This is a genomic window from Pedobacter psychrophilus, from assembly GCF_001652725.1.
GTDB lineage: Bacteria > Bacteroidota > Bacteroidia > Sphingobacteriales > Sphingobacteriaceae > Pseudopedobacter > Pseudopedobacter psychrophilus.
Genome location: NZ_LWHJ01000011.1, coordinates 932124 through 945381, shown reverse-complemented (window position 1 = coordinate 945381; position 13258 = coordinate 932124). Strand labels below are relative to the sequence as shown.

The following is a 13258-nucleotide window of genomic DNA, read 5'->3' as shown; positions in this document are numbered from 1 at the left end:
CTTTTTTAAAACCTTCCAAAAAACATCGATTAACAAAGATAATTCAGTTTAAATAATTGGAATAACCTTTCTCTACTATCGCAAATGAAAACCTTTTTTTTATACCTTAAAAAACACTTTAAAGGTACAACCTTTAGTTTCGTCACATTCTACCTCAATCTTCCCTCCTGCTGCGTTAACAATTTTACGGACTAAGTATAAACCAATTCCTGTGCCCTCAGCTACCGTATTAGCCCTGGTATATTTTTTAAAAATATTTTCAATTTCATTTTTAGCAATACCAATACCATTGTCTTTAATGGTTAATAAGATAAAGCCATCTTTCTTTTCTGTTTTGATGTTTATTTCTGGTGTACGATCTGTTAAGGTGTATTTAAGTGCGTTTGTAATGAGATTCAGCATTACACTCCTCAAATTTTTTCTGGCAAACCTAACTTCTTTGATATCAAAATCGATTTGAAAAATGGCTTTGGAAATTTTAATTCTTTCTGATAACACCGATTTAATTTCTGAAAATATTACCGGAAAGCTTTCCAAACTTTCTTCAACATCTTCAGATTCTATAACACCAATTTTCGCTAAATCACCAAGGATATCTTTAAATGTAGATACAGATTTATTCATCATCCCTGAGAGTTCTAAAACTTCTGGATCTTTAGAGTCTAACATATCATTAAGAATTTCTAAAAGCATCTCAATATTTACAATAGGTGCATTTAAATCATGTGAAGCACCATAAACAAAATTATTTAAGTCGCTATTTATTCTTAAAAGACTTTGATTACTTACGTCCAGGTTTTGATTACTAACGTCTAGCTCTAGAAGCAAATTTTTCAATTCCGTAATGTCATAAAAACTAATAATTGCTCCATCAGGTTTTTTACTGGTTCTCTTTAAGTAAGGCATCGTCATTACCTGATAGGTTTTTCCATCTAAAGCTTCGGCCTCTTTTGTAATAGGTTCTCCATTATTAATCACTTTTTTCACATCCTCGATTAATGTTTCAAATTTTATGTTTGTGGTGATGTTACTTAACGGGCGTCCAATATCACCCTCACGGATATTAATGTGCTTAACGGCTCCCGGAGAATATCTTTTTAACAATAAATTTTCATCTACAAATAATTGCCCGTTGGTATTACTTCTAAAATAATTATTCAAATCGTCATTTAAATCTGTTAACTCATCAATAGTAAATTGATGATCTTTATTTAAAGTTTGCAATTCCTCATTTACAGATTGCAGCTCTTCATTTGTACTCTGCATTTCTTCGTTAGCAGATTGCATTTCCTCGTTTGAAGATTGTAGCTCTTCATTAAAAGATTGAATATTTTCATTGGAAGAAGCAATACCTTGATGTGCAACAGCTAAAGAATGCTTGAGTTGCGTTACTTCTTGCTCTAAACTAATTACATGTTCTTTAGTTACTTCATTAATATCCTGAATTTGAATCACGTTTTTTTCCGTAGACTTAGTTTGGTTTTCTGTAAATAAAACCAGCAGTAATCTTTCTTCAGAATTGTTTAAATAAAATGGAGAAATAACAATGTTGATGACTGCGCTTTTTGCTTTGTTTATACCTTGTAGGTTAAGCTTACTTAATGTTACCTTTTCATTAAGTTTTAAAGCTTTATGAGCCGCTGCTTTAAACACAATAGCAATACGCTCTGGCAATAATTCGGTTAGATTATAATTAAAGTTGATATTTTTTAAATAAGGTTTGGTATCGCCAAATGATTGTACAACAGCTAATTTTTCATTTATGCAAACACCATTAAAAACACATTCTTTTAACAATGCTAAATTAATTTGATCACTAAGCTGAGATTTAGAAACTGGTGCAGTTGCTTTTTCATTTGTTTCTAAATTTGTTGTTTTTAAATCGCCGATAAGGTGAGAAGAAAAAGCGTCAAAGCGTATCGGACGGCCTGTTTTAGTGCTTTTTAAAATGTTCCATTTGCTACTTACTTCTTTAAATCCTTCCTTAACAACTGAGGTACTTTCACTCGGCCCTAAAAAAAGATAACCATTCTCTTTCAATCCAAAATGGAGCATACCAAATACTCTTTGCTGTAAAGTGATGTTTAGATAAATTAATAAATTACGGCAACTTATAAGGTCTATATTACAATAAGGAGGGTTTTTGGTCAAGTCATGCTGGGCAAAAATCAGCATTTTCCTAATCTCATGTTTAATTTTATAATTGCTACCATCTTTCGTAAAAAATTGTTGAAGTCTTTCTTTAGAAATAATTTTAGTAATGCTTTCAGGATATTCGCCTTTAGAAGCTGTATCAAGTGCTGCTTTGCTAATATCAGAAGCAAAGATTTTTATTTCGATGTTTTTAGGATGCTTATTTAAATATTCTTTTATCAAAATTGCCATAGAATAAGCTTCCTCGCCAGTGGCGCAACCTGCAACCCAAATCTTTAAAACTCCACTTTCGTTCTTTTTAATAATATCCGGAATAACGGTTTCTTCTATAATCTTAAACGCATCTAAATCTCTAAAAAAAGAGGTAACACTAATTAAAAAATCATTAGCTAATAAACTGATTTCTATTTCGTTTCCTTTTAAAAACTCATAATATTTACCCACCGATTTTAAATTATGGTGCACCATCCTTCTGTTAATACGACGAATAATTGTTGGGCGCTTATAATCTGAGAAATCTAACGGAAGCTGTTCTTTAATGAGATTAAATATCTGCTTCAACTCTTTTTCATTGATTTGCTCGGATGGTTGCTTAGATGATAATTCTAATAATCCATCTTTAACATACTGTTCTATAACTTCTGGCATTGCCTGTGGAGATAAAATCCTATCCACGCATTCTGTAGCAATAGCAGCCATGGGCATTCCATTAAAACTGGCAGTCTCGGGATCTTGTACTAAAACCATTCCACCTGCATTTTTTATGTCTTGTATCCCTTTAGAACCATCACTTCCGGTACCCGAAAGAATAATGCCTATCGCTTTATCTCCACGCTCTTTTGCTAAGGATGAGAAAAAATAATCTATGGTCATGTGAGGACGAGGCTGATCCTTTTTATCTGAAAGGATAAGCTTACCATTTTCTACAACCATAAATTTAGAACTGGGTATCAGATAAACCGTATTGGCTTTAATATCTACGTTTTCAATAGCCTCAATTACCTTCAGTTTACTATGCGGAGCCAAAATATGTGCCATTTGGCTATTAAAATCTTGTGAAAGATGTTGTATTACGATATAAGATACAGAATCTAAAGGGGTATAATCAAAAAAAGCGGAAATAGCTTCTAAACCACCGGCTGATGCGCCAATGGCAATAACATACTGTTGATCAACAATTTTTGACATTGGTTTTGAGTATTAGGATATTAAAATTGCAATTATAAAGCCATTAAATTAACAACTATAATTAAATCTGTTTATTTTTTTCTATTTAACCTGCTTAATAGGAAAAGTTAGCGTAAACGATGTGCCGATGTTTTCCTTACTCTTAAATTTAATTTTGCCGTTCATTAATGTAGTATATCTTCCAACAATATTTAAACCTAAGCCGGTTCCAGGTATGTTTCCGGTATTGTGTGCCCTAAAAAAAGCTTGAAATAAATGTATTTGGTCCTTTTTAGGTATTCCGATGCCATTATCTTTAACTACAATGGTAAAATTATCTTTAGTAATCTTGGTATAAAACTCAATTGAAGAATCCGGACCAGAATATTTTATGGCATTGCTGATGAGGTTAATCAAACTATTTTTTAGCAATGATGGATTAAAGGTAGCTATTCTCCCGTTCCCCGTATGGTGATAAACAATGCTTTGCTGTGTTTTTGCAAGGGATTGCATATCCTCTGTAATTTCCTCAGAAAATTTAACCACATCCAGCTGTATTAGAATTGGCTTAATTTTGCCGGTCTCTAATAACTCTAGCGATAAAAAATCATTTAAAATATTGGTTAAGTTTTTAACTGCATTTTTAATAGTCTCGGTATACTTTTTAAGCATGGGATTATCAAATTCGATGGCTAACTTTCCAATGAGAGAGGCAGATAATTGGATGGAAGTTAGTGGCGTTTTAAATTCATGTGATGCCATTGAAACAAAGCGGGTTTTTAATATATTCAATTGCTTTTCTTTATCCAAAGATTCGCTCAATTGCCCTCTGCTAATTTCAATTGCTGCAACAGAATCAGTAAGGCTTTTATTACTGATATCCAGTGCAGAAAGTAAATTTTTTAATTCAGTGATTTCATAAAAGCTAACTATTGCTCCATCTGTTTCGCCAGTATTGTTTCTTATGTAAGGCATCGTCATCACCTGATAAATTTTACCCTCTGAAGATTCCGCTTCACGAGTGATGATTTTCCCATCTTTCATTACCTGCCGTATATCTTCAATAAGTGTTTCAAACTTAATGTTTGTGGTGATATGAGCTAAAGGTCTGCCAATATCGCTTGCCCGCAAATTGATGTGTTTTATTGCACCCGGAGAATATCTTTTAAGCATCATATTTTGATCCACAAATAATTGCCCATTGGTATTGCTACGGAAATAATTGTTTAGATCATCATTAGATTCCATCAACTCATCATTGGTATCTTTCTGTTCTTGATTGATAGTTTGTAACTCCTCATTTACAGATTGTAGTTCCTCATTAGAACTTTGCATTTCCTCATTTGCAGACTGAAGCTCCTCATTAAATGATTGCACATTCTCATTAGATGAGTTTACCAATTCATAAGCTGTTTCTAAATTGATTTTGGCTTTTACCAGTTCTTGCTCTAAACTATCCAAGTATTTTAAACTTAAATGGTCGCTGTTACTAGAATCTGACAAAGCATTAATTTTTGTTTTTCTTTTATTGGAAGAAAAGAGGATGAGTAATTGTCGCTCTTTAGAACCCGTTATAAAAAAGGGATTGATAGTGATGTTTACAGAATTTTTATCCAACAAACCATCGCGATGTAAATTGAAGTTATTTAGGGAAACTTTTTCGTTTGATTTTAAAGCTTGATGAGCCGCAGCTTTAACAATAGCAGCAACTTCTTCATTTAATAGCTCAGTTAATTGAAAATTAAAATTGTCATTTTTAAGAAATGCAGCGGTATCTCCAAAAGCTTTTAATACAGTAAGATGTTGATCAGTGCTAACACCAATTAAGCCAGCAGCTTCTAACACGGCTGTTTGCTCATCAATTGAACCTTTATATTTGGTGATCGCTATTTTTTCGTCTTGCACAAATTTGAGATTAATTTTGTTGCTGTCTTACTCAGTGAATTAGATAGAATAGAGGAAAGTATATAAATATAGCATTTATACCTTGTAATATTTTTTAATTAATTAATGTACGATTAGATAAACGACTTTGGATTTTTACCAACTCAAACCATATTACAGATACAAAACCTACTGCCATACAAATAAATATTTCCTTTACCGGAAGAGCTTCAAACTCAAAAAAATTATTAAGCGAAGGAACAAATATCAACGCTCCGGTAATTGCTAAAGTGATGGCAATAATTAAAGGTATGAGGTTGTTTTTATAATTAATGGTGGTAAAAATAGAATAGTAAAAAGAGCGATTAACCAATGTTAAAACAATATTTGCAACTATTAAAACCGTAAATACCATTGTACGGGTATGTGCTTCGTCAAATGACTGATAAACGGAATATTGGTATATAAACAAAGTTGCAGCTGTTATGGCTAGCCCTTGAAGAATACTTGTTGTTAACTCTTTCCAGTTAAAAAACGAGGACGTAAAAGGTCGAGGTTTTTGGAGCATGGTGTTTTTTTCTAATGGCTCGTTCTCATAAATAATAGAACATGTTGGACCCATAATCAGCTCTAAAAAGATGATATGTACAGGTGAAAATATGTTAGGATAAATCCAACCCAAGGCCAAAGGAATAAAAACCGTTAATATAATTGGGATATGAATGGAGATAATATACTGAATGGCTTTTTTAAGATTTGTGTAAATGCGCCTTCCCATGGCAACAGCATCTACCATTTTTGATAAATCGTCTTCTAATAAAACTAAGGATGCAGCTTGTTTGGCAATCTCGGTTCCTTTTTTGCCCATTGCAATACCAATATGAGCCGCTTTAAGAGCCGGGCCATCATTTACGCCATCGCCAGTCATGGCAACAATTTCATTTTGAGATTTTAAGGCATTGATGATTTTCAATTTAGCATCAGGAAACATACGTGTGAAAATGCTGGTTTGCTTAACACATTTGGCTAAATCTATCTCGTTCAAATTCATTAAGTCTTGGCCATTTATGCATTTATCTGCATTGTTAAAGTCTATTTGTTTGGCTATAGCTGCAGTTGTTAATGCGTTATCGCCAGTTAAAATTTTCACATCAATACCTGCATTGTAAAAATCTTGCAAAACAGATTTTATATTTTCTTTTGGAGGATCATAAAAAGCAACTAAACCTTTAAATTGAAATGTAAACTCTTGCTGTGTAAATGGAAAATCATTTCCTTTGAATGAGGCTTCTGCTACCCCTAAAACACGAAATCCATCTTTCGCAAGTTCTGTTATCGCATGATTAATTTGTACCTTTTCTTCATCTTTTAAATCAGAAACGCTCATTAATGCTTCTGGAGCTCCTTTGGCGGCAATAATTCTATCTCCTTTTTTATTCTCAAATAAATGGGTCATCATAGGTGGCTTTCCGGCTAACGGATATTCATGAATCATGTGATAATCATTTCTTTCATCAGGGATATCAGTTTTTGAATATGCTTCATGAAGTGCAATTTCCATAGGATCAAAAGGAATGGGTTCACTGGCAAACATTGCTATCCTAATCAGTTCTTTATCGGCTACAGCCAAATCTTTTACATATTTAATTTGATTGTTTTGTAACACAAAAAGCTTGGCTAAGCTCATTTTATTTTGTGTAATCGTTCCGGTTTTATCAATACAAATTACCGATGCACTTCCTAAGGTTTCAACAGTTTTCATTTGTTTAACCACAATTCCCATCTTCATTAAACGCCAGGCACCCAATGCCATAAAAGTGGTAAACGCTACAGGAATTTCTTCTGGCAAAATACTCATAGCCAGCGTTAACGCTTTAATAAGGCTATCTAAAGTATTATGGGAATGGAAATAATTGATGCCCCAAACTATCAAGAAAACAATGGCGCCAACAATCACCATCTTTTTTACAAAATTGTTTATCTGTAATTCTAATGGTGTTTTCTCTTCGGTTATTTTTTCCAGGCTTTCGCCGATTTTACCTAAACGGGTTTGATTTCCAACAGATGTTATGGTTGCGATGGCCAATCCACTTGCAACTGTAGTACCATGAAAAATTTTGTTATCATCTGCGGAAGCATCTTTATAAACTGATAAGGACTCGCCGGTGAGGATGCTTTCATTAACAGAAAAATCATTGGAGTGAATTATTGTACCATCTGCCGTAATGGATGTTCCTTCTTCTACCATCAAGCTATCGCCAACAACTAAATCTGAGCTGTTGATTTCTATAAGGATGCCATTCCTAATTACTTTACATTTAGGCTGAGAGAAGTCTTTTAATTTTTCTAGTGCGTTTCGGCTTTTAGAATCCTGAAATAGAGAAATACCAGCAACTAAAACAATTGCTGACGCTAAAAATATGCCATCGCCAGTTTTTCCGCTGGCAAAATAAATCCCGGATGTAACCAATAGCAAAATCACCATCGGCTCTTTTACCAAACTTTTTACTGCATCAATAAACCCGTTTTCCTTTTTAAAGTTTAACTGATTTATCCCATTTTTCTTTCTTGAATTAACGACTTCAGCATCACTTAAACCATTTGTATATGCACTAAAGTTGCTTGTATTTTTTGTATAAGAATTTGATAATTTTAGTTTTTGGGTTGATGCCATTGCTATTCGCCCAACAGATGATTTTTATTTTCCTCATCAAATATATTTTCTGAAATCGAAAACAAAGCTTTTCTAATGGCTCTCTCTTCCATAAAAAGAAGTTTTATTTCTTTTGTGATTTCAGTATTTTCTTCAATCACTTCCATTCCAACTGTTTTCTCAGCATCTTTAATTATGGATTCTAAAAGATGTTGATTTTTTGTGATGAGCAATTTAAGCGCTTCTTTTTTTTCATCTAATTGCCCCAGTTTTTTGCTCAAAGGACTAAGCTCCATAACCCTGTTTTCATGAATAGCAGCGGTAATCACTTTGTCGAACAATTTTTTATAAAAGCGAATTTCGTCTTCCATAAACAAAACATCCGCTATCCATTCTTTATTCTCGCTGTGTAATTCTTGAAATTCTGATGATAATTGTCTGCTTTCTATAGTTTCCATTTTGCTCTGATTTAAGTAATCATTATTGTCTACAATTTGCGCCCATCACAACTTGCTTATTTAGGTTTCTTTAAGATTGTTATAATCTTATCCAAATTTGGATGAAAACCACGAATTAAATAATGAGTATAGTCACAGATTAAAATGATTTAAAGTTGCTTTAACAACTTGAACAAAAGATTAGTAAAGATGAAATTAAACAGTGATTTGCTGAATTATGAATATAAGTCAACACTTAAATAATGGTTGGGTATTTTAAACTTAAAAGCTATTTAAAAGTTTAATTTCATTCCTGTACAACAAAATTTTACCCTCGTTTTCCAGCTGTTTAAGCAGCCTGGAAATGACTACTCTAGAGGTGGCTAGTTCATCTGCAATTTGATGATGAGAACTTTTTATTACACTAGATCCGGATATCCTTTTTTTCTCATTCAAATATCCAAGCAGGCGCTCATCCAGTTTATGAAAAGCGATACTTTCAATAGATTTTAATAGTTCTAACATACGATCGTTAAAACTACGCATGATATAGTTTTTCCAGCTTGGGTATTTGCAAAGCCATTCGTCTAATTTATCATGAGGAATGGCAATTAATTCTCCATCCTCTTCTGCAATAGCTTTTACTTCACTTTTCCTGGCTTCCAAACAACAACTATAAGCCATAGAACAACTCTCGTTACTAGAAAGATAGTACAGCAATATCTCTTTGCCATGCTCATCTTTTTTTAATACTTTTAGTGATCCTTTGGTTACTAAGGGCATCATTTTGATGTACTTCCCATAGTCCATAATAATTGCGCCTTCCTTAAAAATCTTTAGAACACCAAATTCTTGAATTTCTTTAAGTAATGCGGGTTCAAATATTGATTCAAATTGTGGCAGAATATCCATTTAGCCAATATAAGAGTAAATTATGGCTCTCATTTAAAAATACTCAGGCTAAAATATTATGGAACTGCTTGTTTAAATGTACTTGTTAATACTGTTCCAACTGCCGCCGTTAATAATATTGGTAAATCCGTTTTGTTCCAAAATTTTCTTTGCTTGGCCTGCTCTGGCTCCGCTTTGACAAAAGACGATGATATTATTTTTGTTTTTAAATTTTGCCATTTCTGAACCAAGCCTATCTAATGGGATATTTACTGAACCTTTTACATGGCCTGCGGCAAACTCACCAGTAGTTCTTACATCTACTAAAAAAGCACCTTCTTTAATAAGATTTCCCAAATCAACAGTTTCTGCACTGCCAAATAATTGTTTAAATATGTTCATCATTATTTTATGTTTTTATAAGGTAATATTTAATTGATTTCTTCATAGCTCACATCGTCCATGCTTTTTGAGTTAGGTCTTATGGTGGTAAAACATGCACCGTTTGTGCAACAGCCAAAATTAAAAACGGCCATACTAGCAAAATACAACCCTAGTGCACCAATCAGTAAATCTTTAGCATATATAGCTTCCATGATAATTGCTATGCCTATCGCCAGCCTAATGAAACGCATAAACGACCAATTTTTGAGTATCCTGTTTTTCATGTTTTTATAATTAAGCTTTATTGATTTAAACAAAGGTAAACCCACAAGTGCGCTTTGTTTGTAACAAAAGTTACAATACTGGTAAAAGCATAACGTGTTTTTCTTATCACTATCGGTACACTTAAAGACTAATAATCTATCAGAATTTTAATCGCAGTTAATTAATTAAGGAAATGCTATTAATCATAACTATTTGTGTTAGGCATCACTTTTTATACAAGCTTTTACCATCACATTTATACAATAAATTAAAAAAATCAGATTTAAATTAAGTCATCATGAAAAGAAACATGGGTACAGGAGATCAACTCATCAGATTTGGAATCGCTGTCATAATTTTAGTTTTATATTTTACTCAAATAATTAATGGTGCATTGGCAATCATATTATTGGTAGTGAGTGGAATATTAATATTTACAAGTTTCGTGAGTTTTTGTCCCCTTTACCTGCCTTTTGGAATTAATACCAAGAAAAAAATAGAACATTAATTACCCTTTAAAACAACATAGCAATGGAACCTTATTATTATAATGTAGATACCAATTGGGAAAACAGCCGCAAAGGCATTGTATGTTCTCCAGAATTGAATAAAAAAAACGGTGTTTGTATAGAAGTGGCCACGCCACCAGAATTCCCTAAAGGAATGGAGGGGATTTGGTCTCCCGAGCATTTATTTGTAGCTGCTGTTAGCGGCTGTTTAATGACAACTTTTTTGGCTATAGCCGAGAATTCTACCCTGGAATTTACAAGCTTTAGCTGTAAGGCAAAAGGAAAGTTAGAAAATATAGAGGGTAAATTAATGATGAGTGAAATTTATCTGGAACCAAAAGTCATAATCCATAATGAACTTTATAGAGATAAAGCCATGCGAATTGTTAAAAAAGCCGAGGACGCTTGTTTAATAGCACATTCTATCAAGTCGAAAATATTTGTGGAAATAATTATTGAGGTAAACCCTTTGTTGATAGACGCAACTTAAAAATCTATATCGCCGCAGTAATATTAAATTTTGACAATACAGGACATTATTTAAAGCTTTATTAAATGAAAGGAAATAAACAGCTATTTAAGCACCTAAATAAGCTTGTCTTAGTATTGATCTTAATTAGCTCCTGCCAAAATAATCAAGAAACCATCAGTCCTGTAAGGAAATCAATAACAACTTCTGTTTACGCTTCTGGCGTAGTTGAGAGTGAAAATCAATACCAAGTTTATGCTACTGTAAACGGGATAGTTAACGAAATAATTACGGATGAGGATTCTGAAGTTGAAATAGGTACACCAATTATCTCCATTGTAAATGATGCTCAAAAAATACAATCGGATAACGCAAAACTAAATGCAGATTTTAATGATTACAACTTTAATGTTGGAAAATTAGAGGAAGCTAAATCTGTGGTTGTTCTTACAAAAATCCAAATGGAAAATGATGCCCTTATGCTTAAAAGGCAAAAGAATTTATGGACACAAAATGTAGGTACAAAAATAGAATTAGAACAGCGAGAAATTGCCTTCAAAAGCTCGAGTAATAATTATGCTTCTGCAAAGGAAAAACAATCAGAACTAGAAAAACAATTGAGCTATTTATCTAAACAAGCCCAAAACAACCGTTTAATTAGCAATAAAACTACTGATGATTATCTGATTAAAAGTAAAGTTAAGGGAAAGATATATCAAATGAACCTTGCCAAAGGAGAAATTGTTAACCCTCAAATTCCGATCGCTATTATTGGTGATGATAGTAATTATCTTCTTAAAATGCAGGTGGATGAATATGATATTGTATCGATTAAATTAGGTATGTCTGTCTTTGTTGTATTAAATAGCTATAAAGATTCGGTATTTAAAGCGGTAGTAACTAAAATTAATCCGATAATGAATGTGCAAAGTAAAACTTTTACAATAGAAGCCAAGTTTGTTAAGCCACCACTAATATTATATCCAAATATTTCATTTGAGGCTAACGTGGTTCTCCAAACAAAAAAAAATGCGCTATTAATTCCTAGAAGTTATCTTTCTAACGACTCAACAGTTATAAATAAATCTGGAAAAAACATACCCGTAAAAATAGGTTTAAAAGATCTTCAGATGGCAGAAATCCTTTCTGGAATAGACGAGAATGATGAACTGATCATGCCAAAGCAATGAAAATAAAACTCATTGCCCAAATTGCAATGGCATTGCTTATGGCAAGGTTTAAGCAAACGATAGTGGCTGCATTTGGGGTTACATTTAGCATTACTATGTTTATTACGCTACTAAGTTTTATGGGGGGCTTAAATGATTTGCTGGATAATTTAATTTTGAATCGGACTCCTCACATAAGATTATACAACGAAGTATCTCCATCAAGCATCCAACCCATTTCCAAATCTGAGGCCTACCCTGATGCTTACCATTTTATTGCACATGTAAAACCAAAAAATGAACTTCCTGAAATTAGAAACAGCGAAGCTATAATTAAAGCTTTAAGAGAGGATAACAATATCAGAGGAGTCGCTCCCAAAAATACGGTACCTATATTTTACCATGTAGGCGAAATTAGCTTAACTGGTATTTTAGATGGAATTGATGTTGATGCAGAAAATAGACTTTTTACTTTTAAGGATTATGTAGTAGATGGCAACAGCCTGGATTTAAAAAACACACCAAATAGTATCATCTTAGGTATAGGGGCAGCCAAGAAATTACTTGTACAAGTTGGCGACAATATTCAAATTACTACTAGTAATGGAACTCAGTTTACTTTAAAAGTTGTAGGATTTTTTCAATCAGGGATGGATGAGTTAGATAAAATTCAAAGCTATGTTACTTTGGCAACTATTCAAAAAATATTAGGTAAACCAGCTAGCTATATTACCGATATTCAGATTAAACTATACGACATCACCAAAGCCCCAGAGTTAACAAAAAAATATAACAAGTTATTTGAAACAGATGCAATAGATATACAAACAGCTAATGCCCAATTTGAAACCGGGAGTTCAGTAAGAACACTAATTTCATATGCGGTTGGCATTACCTTGCTTATTGTTGCTGGGTTTGGGATTTATAATATCCTAAACATGATGATTTATGAAAAGATGGATTCTATTGCCATTTTAAAAGCAACTGGTTTTTCTGGTAAGGATGTAAACGCCATATTTATTACCATTGCACTAACCATTGGCTTGGTTGGTGGTATAGTTGGACTTATTTTTGGATTTGGGCTTTCGGCCATAATTGGGCAAATACCTTTTAATACAGCCTCTTTACCAACTGTTAAAACCTACCCTATTAATTACAACACTAAATTTTATTTAATCGGTGCAGTTTTTTCTCTTATCACCACCTATATGGCGGGATATTTTCAATCAAAAAAAGCCAGTAAAATAGATCCTGTAGACATAATTAGAGGAAAATAG

The 13258-nt window shown here is 32.9% G+C and carries 11 protein-coding genes; 4 read left to right on the top strand and 7 right to left on the bottom strand.

Annotation, left to right across the window (positions count from 1 at the left end; all coding sequences use genetic code 11):
• Positions 1-99 precede the first annotated feature (99 nt).
• The 7 genes from A5893_RS04560 to A5893_RS17640 form a co-directional block, all read right to left on the bottom strand.
• Positions 100-3342: a chemotaxis protein CheB gene (locus A5893_RS04560; protein ID WP_068821338.1), complete on the bottom strand. Its 3243-nt coding sequence runs from the start codon at positions 3340-3342 to the stop codon at positions 100-102.
• Between the two features lie 81 nt (positions 3343-3423).
• Entirely contained in the window at positions 3424-5226 is a 1803-nt protein-coding gene (locus tag A5893_RS04555) for an ATP-binding protein (RefSeq protein WP_068821337.1), read from the bottom strand.
• A gap of 94 nt (positions 5227-5320) precedes the next feature.
• Positions 5321-7879 carry a cation-translocating P-type ATPase gene (locus A5893_RS04550; protein ID WP_068821336.1) on the bottom strand — a complete coding sequence of 853 codons (2559 nt, stop codon included), beginning with the start codon at positions 7877-7879 and terminating at the stop codon, positions 5321-5323.
• Positions 7880-7881: 2 nt separating this feature from the next.
• Complete coding sequence (locus A5893_RS04545) at positions 7882-8316, bottom strand: hypothetical protein (protein WP_068821335.1); 435 nt, start codon at positions 8314-8316, stop codon at positions 7882-7884.
• Between the two features lie 261 nt (positions 8317-8577).
• Entirely contained in the window at positions 8578-9207 is a 630-nt protein-coding gene (locus A5893_RS04540) for a Crp/Fnr family transcriptional regulator (protein WP_068821334.1), read from the bottom strand.
• Between the two features lie 72 nt (positions 9208-9279).
• Positions 9280-9591, bottom strand: coding sequence for a rhodanese-like domain-containing protein (locus A5893_RS04535; RefSeq protein WP_068821333.1), 312 nt, complete (start codon positions 9589-9591; stop codon positions 9280-9282).
• A 26-nt stretch (positions 9592-9617) separates the two neighbouring features.
• The gene (locus A5893_RS17640; RefSeq protein ID WP_198342259.1) at positions 9618-9782 is read right to left on the bottom strand and encodes a hypothetical protein; all 165 of its coding nucleotides are present in this window, start codon (positions 9780-9782) and stop codon (positions 9618-9620) included.
• 350 nt (positions 9783-10132) lie between these two features.
• Between A5893_RS17640 and A5893_RS04525 the strand changes: the two genes are divergently transcribed.
• From A5893_RS04525 to A5893_RS04510, 4 genes are all read left to right on the top strand, one after another.
• The gene (locus tag A5893_RS04525) at positions 10133-10342 is read left to right on the top strand and encodes a YgaP family membrane protein (RefSeq protein WP_068821331.1); all 210 of its coding nucleotides are present in this window, start codon (positions 10133-10135) and stop codon (positions 10340-10342) included.
• Between the two features lie 23 nt (positions 10343-10365).
• Positions 10366-10833 (top strand): OsmC family protein, encoded by a 468-nt coding sequence (locus tag A5893_RS04520; RefSeq protein WP_068821330.1) that lies wholly within the window; start codon positions 10366-10368, stop codon positions 10831-10833.
• 65 nt (positions 10834-10898) lie between these two features.
• Complete coding sequence (locus A5893_RS04515) at positions 10899-12002, top strand: efflux RND transporter periplasmic adaptor subunit (protein ID WP_068821329.1); 1104 nt, start codon at positions 10899-10901, stop codon at positions 12000-12002.
• Positions 11999-13258, top strand: a complete 1260-nt coding sequence (locus A5893_RS04510; protein ID WP_068821328.1) for an ABC transporter permease — start codon at positions 11999-12001, stop codon at positions 13256-13258. The genes A5893_RS04515 and A5893_RS04510 overlap by 4 nt, the downstream gene beginning before the upstream one ends.

Excerpts from the sequence above, each read along its gene's own strand:
- A5893_RS04540 (WP_068821334.1), bottom strand. The coding sequence starts at position 9,207 with ATGGATATTCTGCCACAATTTGAATCAATATTTGAACCCGCATTACTT.
- A5893_RS04510 (WP_068821328.1), top strand. The coding sequence starts at position 11,999 with ATGAAAATAAAACTCATTGCCCAAATTGCAATGGCATTGCTTATGGCA.
- A5893_RS04515 (WP_068821329.1), top strand. The coding sequence starts at position 10,899 with ATGAAAGGAAATAAACAGCTATTTAAGCACCTAAATAAGCTTGTCTTA.
- A5893_RS04535 (WP_068821333.1), bottom strand. The coding sequence starts at position 9,591 with ATGATGAACATATTTAAACAATTATTTGGCAGTGCAGAAACTGTTGAT.
- A5893_RS04560 (WP_068821338.1), bottom strand. The coding sequence starts at position 3,342 with ATGTCAAAAATTGTTGATCAACAGTATGTTATTGCCATTGGCGCATCA.
- A5893_RS04525 (WP_068821331.1), top strand. The coding sequence starts at position 10,133 with ATGAAAAGAAACATGGGTACAGGAGATCAACTCATCAGATTTGGAATC.
- A5893_RS04545 (WP_068821335.1), bottom strand. The coding sequence starts at position 8,316 with ATGGAAACTATAGAAAGCAGACAATTATCATCAGAATTTCAAGAATTA.
- A5893_RS04550 (WP_068821336.1), bottom strand. The coding sequence starts at position 7,879 with ATGGCATCAACCCAAAAACTAAAATTATCAAATTCTTATACAAAAAAT.
- A5893_RS04520 (WP_068821330.1), top strand. The coding sequence starts at position 10,366 with ATGGAACCTTATTATTATAATGTAGATACCAATTGGGAAAACAGCCGC.
- A5893_RS17640 (WP_198342259.1), bottom strand. The coding sequence starts at position 9,782 with ATGGAAGCTATATATGCTAAAGATTTACTGATTGGTGCACTAGGGTTG.